13 protein-coding genes and 3 pseudogenes are annotated in these 19,353 nt (G+C 60.3%); 10 read left to right on the top strand and 6 right to left on the bottom strand.

Translation table 11 applies throughout. The annotated features are described in order from the left end of the window. Positions 1-16: 16 nt before the first annotated feature. The 3 genes from phnY to EV665_RS27350 all read right to left on the bottom strand — a co-directional run bounded on the left by phnY (position 17) and on the right by EV665_RS27350 (position 3,767). On the bottom strand, positions 17-1,483 hold the full coding sequence (gene phnY, locus EV665_RS27360) for a phosphonoacetaldehyde dehydrogenase (RefSeq protein WP_133036530.1): 1,467 nt from the start codon (positions 1,481-1,483) through the stop codon (positions 17-19). 26 nt (positions 1,484-1,509) lie between these two features. Further along, positions 1,510-2,769, bottom strand: a complete 1,260-nt coding sequence (gene phnA / locus EV665_RS27355; protein ID WP_133036529.1) for a phosphonoacetate hydrolase — start codon at positions 2,767-2,769, stop codon at positions 1,510-1,512. Between the two features lie 98 nt (positions 2,770-2,867). Continuing rightward, positions 2,868-3,767 (bottom strand): LysR substrate-binding domain-containing protein, encoded by a 900-nt coding sequence (locus EV665_RS27350; RefSeq protein WP_133036528.1) that lies wholly within the window; start codon positions 3,765-3,767, stop codon positions 2,868-2,870. Between the two features lie 78 nt (positions 3,768-3,845). On the opposite strand from EV665_RS27350, the gene psrA reads away from it, so the two are divergent. From psrA to EV665_RS33330, 6 genes are all read left to right on the top strand, one after another. Continuing rightward, positions 3,846-4,982, top strand: a complete 1,137-nt coding sequence (psrA, locus tag EV665_RS27345; RefSeq protein WP_210234686.1) for an iron-containing alcohol dehydrogenase PsrA — start codon at positions 3,846-3,848, stop codon at positions 4,980-4,982. 103 nt (positions 4,983-5,085) lie between these two features. Continuing rightward, positions 5,086-6,642 (top strand): ABC transporter substrate-binding protein, encoded by a 1,557-nt coding sequence (locus EV665_RS27340; protein ID WP_133036527.1) that lies wholly within the window; start codon positions 5,086-5,088, stop codon positions 6,640-6,642. Between the two features lie 78 nt (positions 6,643-6,720). Then, complete coding sequence (locus EV665_RS27335; RefSeq protein WP_133036526.1) at positions 6,721-7,689, top strand: ABC transporter permease; 969 nt, start codon at positions 6,721-6,723, stop codon at positions 7,687-7,689. Continuing rightward, positions 7,686-8,534 carry an ABC transporter permease gene (locus tag EV665_RS27330; protein ID WP_133036525.1) on the top strand — a complete coding sequence of 283 codons (849 nt, stop codon included), beginning with the start codon at positions 7,686-7,688 and terminating at the stop codon, positions 8,532-8,534. Before EV665_RS27335 ends, EV665_RS27330 begins: the two co-directional genes overlap by 4 nt. Before the next feature lie 4 nt (positions 8,535-8,538). After that, positions 8,539-10,200 carry a dipeptide ABC transporter ATP-binding protein gene (locus EV665_RS27325; protein ID WP_133036524.1) on the top strand — a complete coding sequence of 554 codons (1,662 nt, stop codon included), beginning with the start codon at positions 8,539-8,541 and terminating at the stop codon, positions 10,198-10,200. Continuing rightward, positions 10,197-11,015 carry a phosphodiesterase gene (locus EV665_RS33330; RefSeq protein WP_425376503.1) on the top strand — a complete coding sequence of 273 codons (819 nt, stop codon included), beginning with the start codon at positions 10,197-10,199 and terminating at the stop codon, positions 11,013-11,015. Before EV665_RS27325 ends, EV665_RS33330 begins: the two co-directional genes overlap by 4 nt. A gap of 26 nt (positions 11,016-11,041) precedes the next feature. Here the strand turns inward: EV665_RS33330 and EV665_RS27315 are convergent, their stop codons facing one another. After that, positions 11,042-11,968: a LysR family transcriptional regulator gene (locus tag EV665_RS27315; RefSeq protein WP_133036522.1), complete on the bottom strand. Its 927-nt coding sequence runs from the start codon at positions 11,966-11,968 to the stop codon at positions 11,042-11,044. Positions 11,969-12,024: 56 nt separating this feature from the next. Here EV665_RS27315 and phnA (EV665_RS27310) point away from each other — a divergent pair, with 56 nt between their 5' ends. The 3 genes and pseudogenes from phnA (EV665_RS27310) to EV665_RS32935 form a co-directional block, all read left to right on the top strand. Further along, positions 12,025-13,269, top strand: a complete 1,245-nt coding sequence (gene phnA, locus EV665_RS27310) for a phosphonoacetate hydrolase (RefSeq protein WP_133036521.1) — start codon at positions 12,025-12,027, stop codon at positions 13,267-13,269. Positions 13,270-13,273: 4 nt separating this feature from the next. Further along, complete coding sequence (locus EV665_RS27305; protein ID WP_133036520.1) at positions 13,274-14,572, top strand: alkaline phosphatase family protein; 1,299 nt, start codon at positions 13,274-13,276, stop codon at positions 14,570-14,572. Between the two features lie 32 nt (positions 14,573-14,604). Further along, positions 14,605-15,873 (top strand): annotated as a pseudogene (locus EV665_RS32935) (ABC transporter substrate-binding protein); the annotation flags it as partial. Between the two features lie 190 nt (positions 15,874-16,063). Here the strand turns inward: EV665_RS32935 and EV665_RS27295 are convergent. After that, a pseudogene (locus EV665_RS27295) lies at positions 16,064-16,327 on the bottom strand (type II toxin-antitoxin system prevent-host-death family antitoxin); the annotation flags it as partial. 113 nt (positions 16,328-16,440) lie between these two features. After that, a pseudogene (locus EV665_RS27290) lies at positions 16,441-16,611 on the bottom strand (DUF736 domain-containing protein); the annotation flags it as partial. Between the two features lie 233 nt (positions 16,612-16,844). On the opposite strand from EV665_RS27290, the gene EV665_RS27285 reads away from it, so the two are divergent. After that, on the top strand, positions 16,845-19,259 hold the full coding sequence (locus EV665_RS27285; protein ID WP_245507855.1) for a TOTE conflict system archaeo-eukaryotic primase domain-containing protein: 2,415 nt from the start codon (positions 16,845-16,847) through the stop codon (positions 19,257-19,259). Positions 19,260-19,353: the final 94 nt, after the last annotated feature.

Below are 19,353 nucleotides of genomic sequence, written 5' to 3'. Positions count from 1 at the left end.
AGGATCGGCGGCGTTTTCACCACGGCAGCGAGAATGTCTTGACGTTTGTGAAGGACTTCATGGCTTCGATGACGCCTTCCTTGTAGCCGTTGCCTGAGTCCTTGATGCCGCCGAAGGGGCTCATCTCGATGCGGTAGCCGGGAACCTCCCAGATGTTGACGGTGCCGACCTTCAGTCCGGCGATGTATTTCTGCATCCGGCGGAAGTCGTTGGTGCATACGCCCGACGACAGGCCGAAGGCGGTCGAGTTGGAAAGCGCGATCAGCGCCTCGTCGTCGTCCGGCGCGCGGATGATCGGAACGATGGGGCCGAAGGTTTCTTCCATGACGAGTTCGGATGCATGCGGAACCTTGTCGACGACGATCGGCGGCAACAGCGCGCCGTTGCGGCCGGGATGGTAGAGAATGTCCGCGCCTGCCTCCGCCGCCATATGGACGCGCTTTTCGAACAGGGCGGCGGCCTTTTCATGCACCACCGTGCCGAGATCCGTGGTGCGGTCCATCGGATCGCCGAACTTCAGCCTTTTCGCCCGCTCCAGCACCAGCGGCACGAAGCGGTCGGCGACCTTTTCCTGAACAAGAATGCGCTTGACCGCCGTGCAGCGCTGGCCCGAATTCTTCGTCGCACCGGCGACGGCGAGATCGGCAGCGCGGGCAAGGTCGGCATCGTCGAGATCGTTGAGGATGATCAGCGGGTCGTTGCCGCCAAGTTCCAGCACCTGCCGTTTGTAGCCGGCCTTCTGCGCGATCATCTTGCCCACAGGCACCCCGCCGGTGAAGGTGATGAGGTCGATGTTCGGATTGGTGATCATCTCGTCGCCGATATCCTGCGGCCAGCCGGTGACGACGGAGAGCATTTCAGGCGGCAGGCCCGCCTCATAGAGGATGTCGGCCAGCACCAGTGCCGTCATCGGCGTCAGTTCTGTCGGCTTGACGACGATGCAGTTGTTGGTGGCGATCGCCGGCGCGACCTTGTGCGAGACCATGTTGAGCGGATGGTTGAACGGCGTGATCGCCGAGATCGCATTGAGCGGCTCGCGCAGGGTGAAGATCTTGCGCTGCTTGCCGTGGGGCGTCAGGTCGCAGGAGAAGATCTCGCCGTCATCGAGCAGGCACAACTGCCCCGAAAGCGTAAAGACGTCGAAGGCGCGGCCGACCTCATAGAGCGAATCCTGCTTCGAGATGCCGAGTTCCAGCGTGACGAGATCGGAGATTTCCTCCTTGCGCGCATCGAGCAGATCGGCGGTCTTCAGCAAAATCTTCTGCCGCTCGTAGCGGGTGAGCTTCGGCTGGTAGGAGGATGCGATCTGGAAGGCGCGGCGGGCATGTTCGGCCCCGCCCGCCGGCACGGTGCCGACCACCGTGTCGTTCCACGGATAGCGCACCTCGACGACGCCCTCGGCGTCGACCTTCTCGCCGGCGATCCGCATCGGCTCGTGGCGCACTTTTATGGCCCCGATCGTGTCATTGTCGGAATGGGTCATGACTTGCTCCTGTCGCGTCTACCCGCTCAACCGGCGAGCGCCGCGGCCTGCGTCGCGTAGAAGAAGGCGTCGAAATTGCGTAAAGTCGGCGCATCCGGCAGGTCCGGCAGCACCCGGTTGACGATGAACGGCACCTCCTGCTCGCTGAGCCCGCCATGCGAGCGCAGCGGCTCGTTCAGCGCCGCAAGGTCGTGGCGGTGCTCGGACGTTCCGAGCGTCTTGTTCTCACCCGACACCATGACAATGTCGCCGATGCGGTCTTCCGGCAGTTCGAAACGGGCGCAAGCCTCCTCGCGGCCAAGCACCACCGTCATGCCGTCAAGCTTCGCCAGTTTTTCGATCAGGTCAGCCCTGTCGGCGTCCTCCGGCAGATAGGCGGTGGCGAAGGAGCCGAGCGCGCCGTGATGGACGACATAAGGATCGGTGATCGGCAGGATCACCCGCGCCGCATCCTTGCCGAGCCATTCGTCGAGCACATCCTGCACATAGATCACATCGGGCGAGCCGTCGGCCAGATGCTTCGGCTTCATGCCGTGGTCGGCGGTGACGACAATCGCAGCGCCGAGCGCATCGAGTTCGGCCAGATAGCGATCAAACATCTCGTAGAAGGCGTTGGCCTCCTTCACCCCCGGCGCATATTTGTGCTGCACATAGTCGGTCGTCGTCAGATACATCACGTCCGGCCGAAACTCCTTCAGCAGCTTGACGCCGGCGGCAAAGACGAATTCCGACAGTTCCGCCGAATAGACCTCCGGCACCTTCCGCCCCAGCCACGCCGAGGCGTCGTCGATACCATTGTCGTCCTTCGTCGCCTTGTCGGACTTTTCCGAGGAAAAGCAGATCGCGCGGCCTTCGTCATATTTCAGCCCATGGCCGAGCAGCGCGCGCAGCTTGTCCTTCGCCGTCACCACCGCGACCCTTGCCCCGGCATCGTAAAATGCCTTGAACACGGTTCCCGCGCGCAAGAACTTCGGGTCGTTCATCATCACCTCCTCGCCGCTCGCCGGGTCGTAGAGGTAATTGCCGCAGATGCCGTGCACCGCGGGCGGCCTGCCCGTCGCGATCGACAGATTGTTCGGGTTGGTGAAGCTCGGGATCACCGAATGCGCCATGCGCACCGTTCCCTTCGCCTTGATCTTCTCCAGCGCCGGCATCAGCCCCGCTGCAATCGCCGCATCCAGATAGGCAGGCTCGCACCCGTCAAGGCAGATCGCAATCGCACACACGCGAGGCCAGGAATAGGAACGGTCGTTCGCGGAGACGCTGGCGGGAAAGGGTAGAGCCATGGTTATTCCTCGGTTACGCGTAGTTGCTACGCGCCATCCTAGAAACATGCCGCCTTATTTGCCTAATCGTTATTATGGATATGTATGATTGAAAAAAACTATGGATTAGTGGTGTGGGACGGAGCAGCGGTCCGGTCGCTGAATACGGAGGCGAGGAATGCCTCGATCTTGGGTGAATGACGGCGTTCCTGCAGGCAGGCGAGACGATATTCGGTCCTGACATCGGCGTCGGAAAAGCGGATCGTCGTCAGGCGCGGGTGGGCGACAAACTCGAAATCGGCGACGACTCCAATGCCCAGTCCGCGTTCGACGGCCTTCCAGATGCCCTCGCGGCTGCCGATCTCAAGGAATGGCGCGATCTCGACGCCGGCGGTTTGAGCCGCCTGTTCGAGCGCGCGGCGGGTGGTGGACCCGGTTTCGCGCAGGATCAGCCGCTGGCCGGCAAGCTCGCCGATGCCGATGCTGTCACGCCCGTTCCACGGATGGTCGGCGTCGACAAAGACCACGACCTCATGCGTGCTGAACGGCACTGAAAACACCCGCGGATCGTCTACGACATGGGCGAGGATGGCGATATCCGCCTCAAGCTCGAGAATGCGTTGCAGCGTCTGATCGGAATTGCCAAGCAGCATCGACACCTTGATCTCTGGATAGTCGTGCAGGAACCGCGCGACCATCTCGGTGGCGTGGAACGGTCCCACCGCCGCAACGCGCAACTGCCCGATTGTCAGCCGGCCGCTGCTCAGCAACAATTCGCCGGCCTCTTCGTGCAGGCGCATGATGCTGCGGCTTATGTCGTAAAGGGTTGCGCCGGTTTCCGTCAGTTCCACCTTGCGGCCCCGGCGAACCAGAAGTTCCACCCCATATCGCTCCTCCAGCTCCTTGACCTGGGTGGTCACCGTCGGCTGGCTGATGTTCAGCGCCCGCGCGGCGGCGGTGAAGCCGCGGTGTTCGGCGACGGCGTTGAAGGAGCGGAGATGGGTGAAAACTATAGACATTATCTATGATAGGCGCCGGAAATTTGTATTAGTCAATGGTGCTGAAGTCGGCCACGCTTCGGAGCATCAAGAACGCCAATGCAGGAAATTGCCGTGTGGTCGTATCGAAATCCGGTTGACGTCCGTTTCGGACAAGGCAGCTTCGCAGTCCTCGCAGAACTGCTTGCAGGCCGCAGCTACGTCCTCGTCACCTATGGTGAGCCGTATTTTCGTTCGCTCGCCGAAGAACTGCAGAAGTCTGCCGGAAAACCCCTGCTGACAATAGACGATATCGCGCCCAATCCCGACATCGCAAGGCTGCGGCAACAGACTGCGCGCTTTACCGCGCTGGCGAAACAGCCGGAGGCCATTGTGGCGCTGGGTGGCGGTTCGGTAATCGATTCGGCCAAGGTGTTCGCCGCAGCGCGTGGCGACTTTGCGGCCATGGAGAACTATCTCAGGAAGCAGGCCGACGCCGCAACCGTGTCGCCCTGGCCGCTGATCGCCGTTCCGACGACGGCCGGCACAGGCAGCGAGGTGACGTGCTGGGGAACGGTCTGGGACAACGCCGCCGGCGTCAAGCATTCGCTCGCCCATCCGGGCCTCTATCCGGAATATGCGGTGGTCGACCCGGCGCTCATGGTTGGCAAATCGCAGGAACTCACGGTCCAGACCGGCCTCGACGCCTTGTCGCACGCGCTGGAAAGCCTGTGGAACCGCAACGCCAACCCGGTGTCGATGGCGCATGCGGTGGCGGCCGCACGCGGCGTCCTTTCGACGCTTCCGGCGCTCGTTGGCGACCTGCGCAATCTTCACCTGCGCGAACGGATGGCCCGCGCGGCGACGCTCGCCGGCTTCGCCTTCTCCAACACAAAGACGGCGATCGCACATTCGCTGTCCTATCCGATCACCCTGCGCCATGGCGTGCCGCATGGCATTGCCTGTTCCTTCAGCCTGCCGATGATCATTCGCAGCGTCGCCGGTCGGGAGGGAATCTGCGACGAAGGACTGCGGGCCATTTTCGGCGCTGACGCAGCCGGCGCTGCCGAACGCCTGGAAGCCACACTCGCAAAGCTCGGGGTCGCAACCGACTACCGTCACTACGGCATCGAGGAGGCCGAGTGGCGCAACCTTATCGAAAGCGCATTCGAGGGAGAGCGCGGACAGAACTTCATCGGCAGCCGGCAGGACCTGCTCCTTGCTGCCGGTCTGAAGGAAAAAGTATCGGCCGCATAGGGGAAACGGCCGGGAGGGAAGATCCCGCCTGATGACGAGATGACGGGCGATGACGTGACGAATTTCGGCTACAGCATGAATTCGGATCTGGGAGGATTAGATTATGACGACTATTTCACGACGGGCAGTGTTGAAGGCTTCCGCCTGGTCTGCGGCAGCGGCCTACATGGCCAGAGTGGGCATCATCGACTCAGCTTCCGCTCAGCCGGCTCCAAAGCCCGGCGGCGGCCTCGTTTATGCGGTCACCTCGCCGAATAATCGTCTGGGTGACGCGACCAACGGGTTGCATCCGCATAACTGGATCGATCTGGCGAACCGTACCTGCTACAACGCGCTGGTCTGGGTGGATGAAAATCTTGAGCTCCAGCCCGAACTTGCGACCTCCTGGGAGGCCGACGATGGGCAGGAAGTCTGGGAAGTCGATCTACGCGAAGGGGTGGAGTTTCATGACGGCAGCGAGATGACGTCAAAAGACGTCGTTTCCTCCTTCGAGTTCCATCGCACGGAAACCTCCTTTGCACGACAGATTGCGAGTGTGGAAGCGATCGGAAATCACAAGGTGCGCTTCCGGCTAACGGAAGGAAACAGCGAGTTTCCTTATATCCTTGCCGAATATCACTGCATGATCATGCCTGCGGCCGAGCCGGACAAGATCGGTCTCAGCGGAATCGGAACCGGTCCTTTCAAGCCTGTGGGCTTCGATCCGCGCCGCAGTATCAAGATGGTGGCCAATGAACGCTACTGGCGTACGGGTCATCCCTATCTCGAAACGCTTGAGGTGGTGAACCGCGGCGGCCAGATGGAGGGCGCGGTTAATGGTTTCCTATCGGGGCAGTTCGATGCGGTCACCAATATCGATCCCGGCTTCGTGCGACAGTTTCAAGGCCGTGACGACACGTCCATCGTCTATGCCAGCGGTGGCGACCAGGCATTGATGATACTGCCGAAATATGATGGTTCGCCGTTTAACGACAAGCGCGTGCGTCAGGCGATTGCCGCGGCGATCGACCGCGACCGCATAGCTCGCATTGTCTACGGATCTGACGGCGGCTGGGTGGGCAACGATACGCCGCTTGCGAGCAGCGATCCGAATTTCCTTGCCTATCCCTACAAATATGACACCGAGCGGGCGCGGGCATTGCTTGCCGAGGCGGGTTATCCCGACGGCATCACCTTGCCGACATTCTACTTTGCTCCCTACTGGCCCGAAATTCCCCGAATTTTCCAGGTCATGTCCGAGATGCTGCGTGAGGCAGGCATCACGATGCCGATCGAGGAAAGACCGAATGACGGCTATCGGCAGTGGCGGGTGGAAGACGCGGAAGGCACACGCAAGCATCGCTTCGCCTACGGCCCGGTCGGAATCCGCAATCCGGGGATCAGTCTTTACCGGATGCGGCCCGACAACAATGAAAGCGGTTACTGGTCCGGCGAGTCAGCCGAGCGCTATATGGAGCTATATGCAAAGGCGCTGGTGACCGGAGATCCGTCTGCGCGTCGCGAGATCTATCACGAGATGCAGGAAATCGCCTTCGAGGACGCGCCCGCCATTCTTCCGGTCGGACGCCGCAACATTCTCATACACAAGTCGAATATCGCCGGCCTCGACAATCACCCGCAAGCATGGTCGATCCGGTTTGACGAGGTGCATCGACTCTGAGCGCCGCCCGGTTCCTCCTGCCGCGCCCCGGGCAACTCCCGGGCGCGGCGACGCACCCATCCTAGCCGAAGCGACCCGATGTTTGCAGCCATAGCGCGACGGATCAGCCTGTCTTTCCTGATTCTGATCCTTGTTTCCCTGTTCGTCTTCCTCGCTACCGAGGTTCTGCCGGGCGACGCTCTCGACGTCAGCCTGACCGATGACGACCTTGCCGTTCTGACGCCGGAACAACTCGCGGAAATGAGGGCGGAACTTGGCCTCGACCGGCCAGCGGCGGTACGGTATTTATCCTGGCTGTCAGGTGCGCTTGTTGGCGATTTCGGTAATACGATCATTACGCGCGCGCCGGTCGCCGACATCATCATGGGTCCGCTGCGCAATTCAATTCTGCTGGCGCTGGCAACGACAGCCGTCGCCATTCCGGTTGCGCATTTCATCGGCATTCTGGCAGCCTATTGGCGCGATCGAGCGCCCGACACCATCGTCTCGACAAGCGCGATCGTCGGATACTCGATCCCCGAGTTCGTTTCCGGCAACGCCCTCATTCTAATCTTCGCCATCTGGCTTCCGATATTTCCTGCAACGATCGTTCTGTACACAGATGGGCCGATTCTTGAGATGCTGGCGGTCTCCATCTTGCCGGTTGCGACAATCGTAATCGGTTCGATCGCCTATTTGAGCAGGCTTCTGCGGCTTGGCCTGGTGGAAGCGTTGGTTAGCGACTATGTCGAGCGCGCGCGACTGGCTGGAGTCAGTGAATGGCGCGTCGTCTTTACGCATGCGGTCCCCGCCTCTCTTGTACCTACGCTGAACGCGGCGGCTCTCTATGTCGCGGGGTTGCTTTCGGGCATCGTCGTGGTCGAGAAGGTGTTTGCATATCCTGGTCTCGGACTGGAACTCATCAATGCTGTCCTCAAGCGCGAAGTGCCGGTCGTGCAGGCGACGGTCTTCCTCGGCGCTGTCGGCGTGCTTCTGATGAACTTGCTGGCGGACCTGTCAATCATCGCACTGGACCCTCGTGTCCGGCGCAGCGCGGGCAGGGGATGATGTTGAAAAAATCCGGTAAACGTATCCTGCGCTCGCCCGTGACGATGATCGGCATCGCCGTTCTGACAGCGCACATGGCGATTGCAGCCCTTGCTCCCTGGCTTACGCCTTACGGCTCCAGCGAACTGGCAGGCATGCCCTTCGAGCCGCCGAGTCGCGAATTCTGGCTAGGGACGGATATCCTCGGCCGCGATTATCTGACCCGCCTTCTGATGGGCGGACGCATCACCATCAGCGTGGCTCTGTGTGGTGTCTTCATTGCTATCGTCGCCGGCGCATTTTTCGGTCTTGCCGCAGCGTGGCATGGCGGGATGATTGATGAGGTGATCATGCGCCTCGTCGACACCAAGGTCGCGATACCGAGCATTCTGCTCGTCGGCGTTCTCATTCCCGGATTCGGGCAATCGGTACCGGTGCTGATCCTGGTCATTGCGCTCGTCTATGTATCCGGCGTGATCCGGACCGTGCGCGCTCTGGCCCTCACAATTGCGCCACAGGGGTTCGTTACGGCGGCCGTCCTGCGTGGCGAATCCAACCTTTCGATCATGTGCCGGGAGTTTCTGCCCAACGTCCTTGATCTATTGTGCGTGGAATTCGCCATACGAATGTCGTCGGCAATCCTTTTGGTGAGTTCGTTGTCCTTCCTTGGCCTGGGCATCTCTCCCCCCACGCCGGATTGGGGCCTTATGGTCTCCGAGGGCGTCGGATACATCCATACCGATCCGTGGCTTGTAATCTATCCGTCCATCGCACTGAGCACTCTCGTCGTCGCGCTCAATCTGACGACGGAAGGCGTCGCCAACGCGCTCGGACTCGACGCCGCGCGCGGCATGACAAAAGGGTGACGTGATGTTGCTGGACGTCAAGAATCTGACGGTCGGGTATCGTACCGACGATCGACAGTTCCGCATCGCCGTCGACGGCGTGAGCCTGGCGCTCGACAAGGGCGAGACGCTCGGAATCGCGGGGGAGAGCGGTTGCGGCAAGACCACTCTGGCGCGGGCGCTCATGGCCTATACCCGTCCCGGCAGCAAGATCGTCGGTGGCAACGTCTTCCTTGACGGAACCGATATCCTGGCACTGCCGGATCGGCAAAAGCACGCGATACGGGGCAGCCGTATCGCGATGGTGCCGCAAAATCCGCTGAGTTCCCTGACATTTCACATGCGTGTCGGCGCGCAGATCGACGAGATCGTATGCCGGCACGAAGGGTTGTCGCGGCGTCAGGCACAAGAAAAGAGCGTCGCACTTCTCGCCGCTACCGGAATGCCGGAACCGGATGCGATCTACCGGAGATATCCGCACGAATTGTCCGGCGGCCAGCGGCAGCGCGTGGTCATCGCAGCAGCGCTGGCTTGCAGACCCGGTATCCTCGTCCTCGATGAACCGACGACCGCGCTCGACAAGACGACGGAACTGCGCGTGTTGGAGCTGGTTTCGCAGCTGCGCGAACAATTCGACACCGCACTCGTCTACATCAGCCACGATCTAAATGTCATTGCCCGGGTGTGTGACAGGATTTGTGTGATGCGGGACGGCAGGGTCATCGAGGCGGGCGACACTCGAAAAACATTCGCATCGCCGGTGCACGGCTACACCCGCCGTCTTCTGGACGCGATTCCCCGGGTCAATGCCTCCGGCCCGGTCCGCCCCCTCAGGGCCGATTCCGGGGAGGCTCCGATACTCGAGGTCACGAATCTGAAATACCGGTATCCCGCAACGGGGCTCGGGATACCATTTTCCCCGAAGAAACCGGGAACCCTAGCCGTGCAGGATCTGTCCTTCTCGATCAATCGCGGCAGAACCCTGGGGCTGGTTGGTGAATCGGGAAGCGGCAAATCGACTGTCGCGAGCGTGATATCGGGCATCATTCCTCCGGGAAGCGGCAAGATCGCCTTCGACGGTGTCCCGCTTAACCGGGCAGCGCCCGAGCGGCCAGCCGATCTGCGACGACGAATCCAGATGGTTTTCCAGGACCCGCTTTCTTCCCTCAACCCGCGACTGAGCATCGGGCGCATCCTCATGCGCCCGTTGCGGGTCTTCTTCGCCATGGGCCATGAAGAGGCGAGGCAGGAAGCGGCGCGGTTGCTGGAACGCATGGATATGCGCGCCGAACTTCTCGACCGCTTTCCACGACAGCTTTCGGGCGGCCAGCAACAAAGGGTCGCGCTTGCACGCGCCTTCGCCGCCAGACCCGATCTCATAATCTGCGATGAAGTGACATCGGCTCTCGACGTCTCCGTTCAGGCCAGCGTCCTTGATCTCCTATTGTCCATGCAGGCGGAAAGCGGTGTTTCCTGCCTGTTCATCAGCCACGATCTCGGAGTCATAAAACGCGTTGCTGACGATGTAATCGTGCTGCAATCGGGCGAGGTTCGCGACGCGGGGCCGACTTCCGACGTGTTTACTGCGCCGTCGCATCCCTACACACAACTGCTTCTCGAGGCGACGCGGAACGTGTTCGATGTACGGCCGGCGGCATCGGATGAAGCGGCCCTCGCCGTGCAATGATGGCGTCGGCTTCACTCCCGGAGACAACAATGTCAGATCGAAATTCAGCTGCTCACAAGCTCGTCTGCATTTGCGACACGCACCTCGTACCGGGCGGTCAAATGCTTCACGGGCTGGATCCTGAGGCGCGCCTGCGTGCCTGCATCGCTGATATCGTGCAAAACCACGCAGATGCGTTCGCCTGCGTCATACTGGGCGATCTGGCGCATAAAGCCGAGCCGGCGGCCTATGATCTTTTTCGGGAGATCGTGGCCCCTCTGCCCATGCCGGTCCACCTCATGATCGGAAATCATGACCGCAGATCCCTCCTGCGGGAGAGGATTCCGGTCGCGCCAAGTGATGAAAACGGCTTTGTTCAATCCGCATTCGATACGCCTGTCGGCCGCTTCATCCTGATGGACACCGTGGAAGAAGGCTCTAATGGCGGGAGTTATTGCGAAGAAAGGCAGACGTGGCTGGTAGGGCAGCTTGAGCATGCCGGCGACCGGGATATCTATCTCTTCATGCACCATCCGCCTTTTGATTGCGGTATCCCCTGCCTCGACCGCATCGGCCAGAACGACCAGGCGGACATCGCCCGTATTGTTGGCGGCGATGCGCGGATCAAGCATCTTTTCCTCGGTCACGTACATCGGCCGATGGCGGGCTCCTGGAAGGGAATACCCTTCTCCAGCGCGCGCGCGACAAATCATCAGGTTCCATTCGACCTCAGGGAACTGGACCATGTACCCAAGTCCGACGAGGGGCCCCAATACCGGGTTATATTTATGCAGCCCGATCAGGTCGTGGTCCATTTTCACGATTACCTGAGTTAGTTTGACCGTCAGGCGGCAGCGTCAATTCAGTCCGTACACAAGCGGTCGCTTGCTCGGAACTCTTCCTGCACCCATTGAGACATGCGTCTTTGGACAGCCGGGCTGCACGTGGACGGATTGGAAGCGAAGATAATTCGTTCGCCTGCAACGGTGATCTCGGGAAAAGGGATGGCCAAACGGCCCAGCATCACGAGTTCGCGACACAGAGCGATCGGAGCCGCCAGCAGCCCGTCGCCCGCGAGTGCCGCTTCGATCGCGATATAGAACTGCGTGGTTTCCTGCGCATCGACGGTACTATCAACGCCTGCCGCCGTCAGCAGACGTTCGAGCACGAAGGGACGCGTCGTTGCTTTGATGAACCGGGCTTGGGCCAGTCTTTGAGGTCCCATTTCCCGCGCGCGGCTGCACCATTCGGGATTTCCGAAAAAGGTGACGGTCTCCCCGCCGACATCCTCGCAAATCCAGTCGCCGGGTGGAACTCGTCCTCGCAGAAAAGCGAAGTCGACATTGTTGCGTATCCAACTGTCTGAAGAACTCAGCCAACTCATCTGCACAGGACGGCCGCCGACAATCTTCTGCGCCTGGAGTAAGCGCGGGGCCAACCACTGCATGCAGAAACTGGCGTTGGCCGCGATGAACATCGTGCGTCCGGCCGCATTCTGGGCTACTTCGTTCCAGCTATCACGCACGATACTGACGGCATAACCGACGGATCGTGACAAAGTCAGCGCGGCCGGCAGCGGCACCAGCCGATGTCCGGTTTCAAACAGCCGGGCGCCCAAAGCTCCCTCCAGGGCGGAAAGCTGCTTGCTGACGGCTCCCGATGTTACCCCCAACTCGTCGGCGGCCTTCACGATATTCCCATGGCGGACGACCGCTTCAAGGGCGATCAGGGCCCTGAATGAGGGAAGGTGGGGCGTAATTTGAGTTTTCCTCACATCGGGTGAGATCATATCGCTTGCCCTTCACAGGTCGCCGGATAGCATGAACGTGAAAAATAGGAAACATCATGATAACGGTCAATGGAAGGAAGTATAGTTTGCCTGGCAGGACCGTCGTAGTGATTTGCTACGACGGGTGTGATCCGAACTATATAGCAGATTCAGCTATTCGCGGAATTTCTCCTGCCATAACATCGATGGCCCGGACCGGGTTTTATGCAAGTGGCCTGTCGGCGATGCCGAGTTTTACTAATCCGAACAATGTTTCGATAGTCTGTGGCGCGCCGCCCTCCGTGCACGGCATCTCGGGTAATTACTGGTTCGACCGTGAAGCCGGCAAGGAAGTCATGATGGTCAACGCGGGTCCGCTGGCGGCCCCGACAATTCTGGCCGAGATGGCAAAGGCGGGCGTGAAGGTTGCTGCCGTCACGGCGAAAGACAAACTCCGCGGCGCCTTGGCAGCCGGCCTCGTCGGGCCGGGGAATGTGGGTATCGCGTTTTCCGCCGAGAAGGCGGATCAATGCACCCTTGCGGAAAACGGCGTCGACGCCGCCGACGTCATGTCCGGCCGGATGTTGCCCGATCAGTATTCGCCGGACCTGTCCCTGTTCGTGCTGGACGCGGGCGTCCGTCTCGTCGAGAGTGGCAGAGCCGATCTTTTGTATTTGTCCTTGTCCGATTTCGTGCAGCATGCCCATGCGCCGGGCGCGCGCGAGTCGGATGACTTCATGCAGGCCGTCCATGCCAGGGTGGCGCGGCTGCTGGGGCTCGGTGCGACCGTCGGTATCGTCGCCGACCATGGCATGACCGATCTTTCCCTCCATGGCGGCGAGCCCAATATTCTCTATCTGGGCGCCCTTCTGGATAACCGTTTCGGCGAGGGCCGCACGAAAGTCATCTGTCCCATCACGGATCCCTTCGTGCGTCATCACGGAGCGCTGGGCGGATTCGTCCGCGTGCATATTCTCGACAGGCTCGACCGCGACGAGGTGTTGCGCTTCATCTCCTCGACGCCGGGCGTCCACACGGCGCTCGTGCGTGAAGAAGCCTGCCGGAAGCTTGAACTCAACTTCGAACGGGAGGGCGACATAGCAGTGATCGGGGCCAAGGGCGTTGCGCTCGGGAGTCACAAGGGAGCACATCAACTGGAGCAGCTGGCCGGCGCGCGCCTGCGTTCCCACGGAAGCTTTGCAGAGCGCGACATTCCCTTTGTGGTTTCGCGCCCGATCAAGGCCGCCTATCTGCAGGAACGCGGCGACGCGCCAATTTACAATTACGACATATTCCATTTTGTCCTGAATGGAGCGGAGTAGAACGATGGTGTCTGCACAAAACGTCGGCGGCTCCAGCCCCAGAGTGGTCCTTGTCGTAACAGATGGAATGCGTCGTGATTTCATCTCGACCGAGAACACGCCCGTGATCGCGAATTTGAAATCGACTGGCACCTGGTTTGCCAGCCATAGAAGCGTGTTTCCGTCCTGCACGCGAGTGGTTTCTTCTTCTGTCGCAACCGGCTGCCTGCCGGCGAAGCACGGGTTGGCAGGCAATTCGGTTTGCCTAATCGAGGATGGCAAGCTGACCCTGCACGATGCCGGGAAACCGCAATTTGTCGACGATAAGCGCCGACTTACCGGACGCGTGCTCAATATTCCCACTATGGCCGAGCGCCTGGCCTCGATGAACGGCGCCATCATCTTCAACAATGTGTCTCCGGGCGCAGCCTATGTACACGATCCGGATGGCCACGGTCACGTCTATCATCGCGCCGCTTCCTACGGTCCGGGGAGGGTCCCGATCAACGGCCCGAACGCGCTCGATATTGTCCAGGGGATCGAGGGCGACACAGCGGCAACCGAACGCTTTGTCGATGAGGTGGTTTTGCAACGTCGCCCGACGCTTGCGGTTCTCTGGCTATCCGAGCCGGATACGACACAGCACATCACCCCCCTCGGATCGCCACGCCATCTGGAGATGCTGCGCCAGACCGACCGGAATGTCGCGCGGGTGCTCGCTGCCGTCAGCCAATGCCGGGAGGAGGGCGAGGATATTCTGGTCATGGTGGCGTCGGACCACGGGCATGAGACGACGGTCGATTATGTCGATATCGCCGCCGAGATGGTTGATGCGGGCCTGAAGCGCAGCCTGGACTCAGACGACGTGGTGGTCGCTCCCAACGGCACTGCGGCGTTGATCTATGTCGACCCCGGCCAGGTTTCGGATATTGAAGCCATCAGGAACTTCCTCGAAAGCCAGCCATGGTGCGGTCAAATTTTCGATCCGCAGAATTTCAGGGATGTGGGCATCCCTGCGGGCGGCAATCTGGCATTCGGCGTCGCCATGGCCTGGGACGACGGGACGAACGAATACGGCGTTCCGGGGCGCAGCTATGCGGTCCTGTCCGCGAATGGTCAAAAGAAGCCTGCCGGTTGCGGGCAGCATGGCGGCCTCGGTCGCTATGAGCAATCACCCTACCTGATCGCCGAGGGCCGAGGGTTCAAAGCAGGAGAAACGGTTACTTCAGAAACGTCCGCCGTCGAAATCGCACCGACCGTGTTGCACTTTCTCGGTCGTGCCGTGGCGGACCTGGACGGGAGGGCGCTGCAGGAGCTGAATTAACATCGTAGAATTCCATAGGAGGAGGAAATACTATGACGTTTTCAAGATCACCTACCATCGACCGTCGTCATTTCTTGCTGGGAAGCGCAGCAATGACGATCGCAGTGATGCACACACCCGGACTGGCGTTCGCGCAGGAACGTCAGGGAACGATCAGGATCGGAACTCTCGGGCTCGATACGGCCGACCCGCACCGCCATACCGGAAGCATCGGCGTTCAGCAGGTCTATGTCGAGGCGCTCACTTCGATCGGGCGCGATGGCAGCGTGGAACCATGGCTCGCCGGATCTATCGATGTCTCCGAAGACGGGCTGAATTATACCTTCAAATTAAGGCCGGACGTCAAGTTCCATAACGGCGACGTGCTGAAAGCTTCCGACATCGTCGCCAATATCGAGCGCGTCAGGAAGGAAATCAAAGGCGGATGGCTGGTCTCCGCCATGGGCTATGTCGACAAGGTCGAAGCGCCAGACGATCTTACAGTCGTCATCACGATGCAAAACGCCTATGCCCCGTTGCTCAATCTCATGTCCGAATTGTGGATCGTCAGCCCCCGCTCGGACGGCTGGGACGGGACCATCACGCGACCGATCGGCACCGGCCCTTTCACTTTCGACACATGGCGCCCAAAAGACAGTTTCACCGGCAACGCTTTTGGCGACTATTGGGTGCCCGGCTTGCCCAAGGTGGCCTCGGTATGGTTTGACCTGCGCGACCAGGCCGATAAGGCGCTGGCCCTGCAAAGGGGTGATCTTCACATCGCGGTGGTCTCGGTCGAAGCCGCGGAAACCATCAAACAGGCCAATATCGCCAGCCTGGCGCCTCTCGGGGACGCCAACTGGTTTTCGGTCGCGTTCAACAACCGTACGCCACGCGCACCCTTCGACGACATTCGCGTGCGTCAGGCGCTTGCCCACGCCATCGACAAGGCGGCCTTTATGGAGTTTGAAGGCGGCGAGCACGGTGTGGTCACCAACCAGATGACGCCCCCCGGCAATTTCTACTTCGACCAGGCCATGCATGATGCCGACCCCTATCGCGCGCCCGATCTGGAAAAGGCGAAGGCTCTTCTGGCGGAAGCCGGCGTCAACCCGGTCGAGCACACCATCCGCTTTGTTTCCTGGCAGGAAGACTATGCGCAGGTAATCGTCCAGATGCTGCGCCAACTCGGCTTCCAGATCGACCATGCGGCTCTCGATGACGTAGGCGCGCAGCAACGTCTGGGAGGTGACGACTGGGACATGAACGTCATGTGTTCGCCAAGGAAGATGAAGCCGTCGAACTTTTTCTCGAAGTGCTGCGGGTCAGGCGGAACCGGGGATACCGACCCCGGTCCCCCGCGCGACATGAGGATGCGGCCCGGCTTGATTGACGCGGTCGCATGCGTAAGAAACTGCCGCGGGCGGGCAGCTTATGGCGCAAGCATCAGCGCACCCGATCCAGGCCTTTCAGCGAATGACGCTGGCTGTCTGAATGTCCTCGAAACTCACGAGCGGGCGCTTCGACATCATCCGCATAGGCCTCGATCGCGCTCTCGACCTCATCGAGGAGCCGATCCGGCACGGTTTCAAGCGTTCCGGCAAGCCGGTTGTCTGCCTGGCGGCACATGTGCTCGTAATCTTCTATACTGAGGATTACCAGGCGTGGCTTGCTACGCCGGGTGATTGTGACCGGGCGGCGCAGCGCTTCAGCGATGATATCGCCAGACCTGCGTGAAAAATCGCTGGTCGAGTAGGTCGTATCGCTGCGTGCCATGGGTTTTCCTCGCATTATCCGCTTCCTGTAAAATACAGCATTGTTGTATATGCTGTAATCTCGTCAGCAAGGAAGGCGGCCCCGCCTGGTTGGCGAGGCCGCTTCGGTCTGGGTCAGTCCCGGTTGGGGCGGGACCAGATGAGCTGGAGGCCTTCCTGTCCGTCCACCTCGATCAGGGTGGCGTAGATGGGAGCCGGGAAGCTCGGATCGTCCAGCTTGACCGAGAGGTAGTCACGCTCGCTCTCTTTGGCGGTTTTTTGCCAGGCGGCGCCGAGTTCAACATTATGCAGAGCTCTGCATAAAGTTGATTATGCGTAGCACGTCGTTATGCGGAGTTAGCGGCGTGAGGTGCCTGGATTCCGGGCGTTCGTGCGGATTTTACTCCACATAACGACAGCTATTGATGCGCAAGTTACGTGTTGTCCGCCTTAAGCGTGTGCTGCCTTTAGTCTATGGTGCCCTTGAGCTAAATCCTGGGGAACGAGCTACGACTTTGGCGGACGAGAACGATGTTTCGATGGAAATCACGCGCATTCGGCGGCGGCTGGCCGATATCGATTGCGAGCGCGCGAGGCTCATGTCCGAAGTGGAAACGCTTGAGCAGAAGCTGAAATCTCACAATCACTCGCCCGAGCAGTCATTGCGTGCCGATTCGCCCGTTACCAACAACTCGCCGTCGGCCGAGAAAATCGAATTGTTCCGCAGTCTGTTCGCCGGACGTCCCGATATCTTTCCGGTTCGATGGGAAAACCGGAAGACGGGAGGTTCAGGATATTCGCCAGCCTGTTCCAATGAATGGGCGAGAGGGATCTGTGGCAAACCGAAGGTGAAATGTGGAGAATGCCCGCATCAGGCATTTGTCCCGCCATCCGAGAACATCATCGAAAAGCATCTGCGCGGCGGCGATGCCCGCTCGGGTAACTTCGTCGCGGGTGTGTATCCATTGCTGCAAGACGAAACATGCTGGTTCCTCGCCGCGGACTTCGACAAGGACAACTGGGCGGATGATGCCAGAGCCCTGCTCGGCACCTGTCATGCGAAAGGAATCGCCGCCGCCCTCGAGCGGTCGAGGTCGGGGAATGGTGGCCATGTCTGGATATTCTTCTCCGAACCTGTTCCGGCAAGGACCGCCAGGCAGATGGGTTCTGCCCTGATCACGGAGACGATGGAAAAACGTCCCGAGATCGGCTTCACATCTTATGATCGCTTCTTTCCCAGCCAGGACACGATGCCCCTTGGGGGTTTTGGCAATCTGATTGCACTGCCGTTGCAAAGAATGGCACGGGAGAATGGCAACAGCGTTTTTGTGGACGAGGATCTGCGGCCTTACGACGATCAATGGGCATATCTGTCGTCCCTACCCAGATTGTCGGCTGACATGGCCTTCAGGATTGCGGACGAGGCGGAACTGTCAGGTCGAGTTTTGGGCGTTCGCATGCCGGTGGACGACGAACATGCCGACGAGCCGTGGAAGATGTCGCCGTCGCGCCGCGCAGCGCCGCAGCGCATTGAGGCCGCGATACCATGCAGCATCGGGGTAGTGGTTGCCGATCAGATTTACATTGACAGGAAAGAACTCCCGCCGGATCTGATTGCGCAGCTTGTTCGTCTGGCAGCTTTCCAGAACCCGGAGTTCTATCGCGCACAAGCCATGCGGTTGCCGACATTCGGCAAGCCTCGGATCGTCTCGTGCGCTGAGCTATATCCGCAGCATGTCGCGCTACCTCGGGGTTGTCTTGAGGAAGCAATCGATCTGATGAAAAGCCATGGCGCAGTTGCTGCTCTGGAAGATCTACGCGAAATTGGCACGGCACTTCCTGAAGACGTATCCTTCGAGGGCGAATTGCGACGGCCGCAGTTGGCAGCGTTCGATGCTCTTATCCCCCATGAGAACGGTGTACTCGCCGCGACAACCGCGTTTGGCAAGACGGTCGTCGCAGCGGCGCTCGTTGCGCAACGAGCCCGAAATACGCTCATTCTGGTTCACCGGCGCGAGCTCCTCGATCAATGGGTGGAGCGTCTTCGATCGTTTCTGAGCATAGACCCGAAACAGATAGGTGTTATTGGCGGCGGAAAAAGAAAGCCGACAGGTATCATTGATGTTGCGCTCATCCAGAGCCTGGTGCGCAAGGGTGAGGTTGCGGACATGGTCGCCGATTACGGCCATCTGATCGTCGATGAGTGCCACCACCTGTCCGCAGCCAGCTTCGAGCTCGTCGCCCGGCGATCAAAGGCACGATACGTCGTTGGCTTGTCGGCTACCGTTGCCCGGAAAGACGGACATCATCCAATCATCTTCATGCAATGCGGCCCTGTTCGCCATCGCGTCGATGCACGGGTTCAAGCTGCCGAACGTGGTATCCGCCACCGCGCGCGCGATCGCTCGACGCAGTTTGAACTCCCGGCATCGCTGACTTCGTCCGAACGACCGTCGATGCCAGCGATCTATGCGGCGCTGGCTCAGGACAGTGCCCGGAATGATCTGATCTTCGATGATGTGCTGAAATCGCTTGAGGCCAGGCGTTCGCCCATCGTCCTGACGGAGCGGAAGGACCACCTCGATTATCTTCAGCAGAGGTTCTCGCCATTCGTGAAAAATCTTGTGGTACTGCGTGGCGGCATGTCGGCGAAGGACCGCAAGATAGCCAATATGGCATTGAATGTCTCCGATGATCGTGAGCGGCTGATACTGGCGACAGGCCGCTATATCGGCGAGGGCTTTGATGATGCGCGTCTCGACACGTTGTTCCTGACGATGCCGATCGCCTGGAAAGGAACTCTGGCCCAGTATGTCGGTCGTCTGCATCGGGAGCACCACGGAAAGAGTGACGTACTGGTCGTGGACTATGTCGATCAGACGGTTCCCGTCCTCGCCCGGATGGCTGGGAAGCGACGAGCGGGTTATCGCGCACTGGGCTACGTGATCGAGTAGCCGGGCGCCCCGCTGGTGAGCGGAGCGCCCTTGCTGGTTCATCGCGACCAGATGAGCTTGTGCTCGCCCTTGTCGCCCTGGACCAGGGAGGCGT

The sequence above is a fragment of the Shinella granuli genome, from assembly GCF_004341885.1.
In the GTDB taxonomy this organism is placed as follows: domain Bacteria; phylum Pseudomonadota; class Alphaproteobacteria; order Rhizobiales; family Rhizobiaceae; genus Shinella; species Shinella granuli.
The sequence above is the reverse complement of the archived record's forward strand: the minus strand, read 5'-3'. Positions and strand labels throughout refer to the sequence as shown.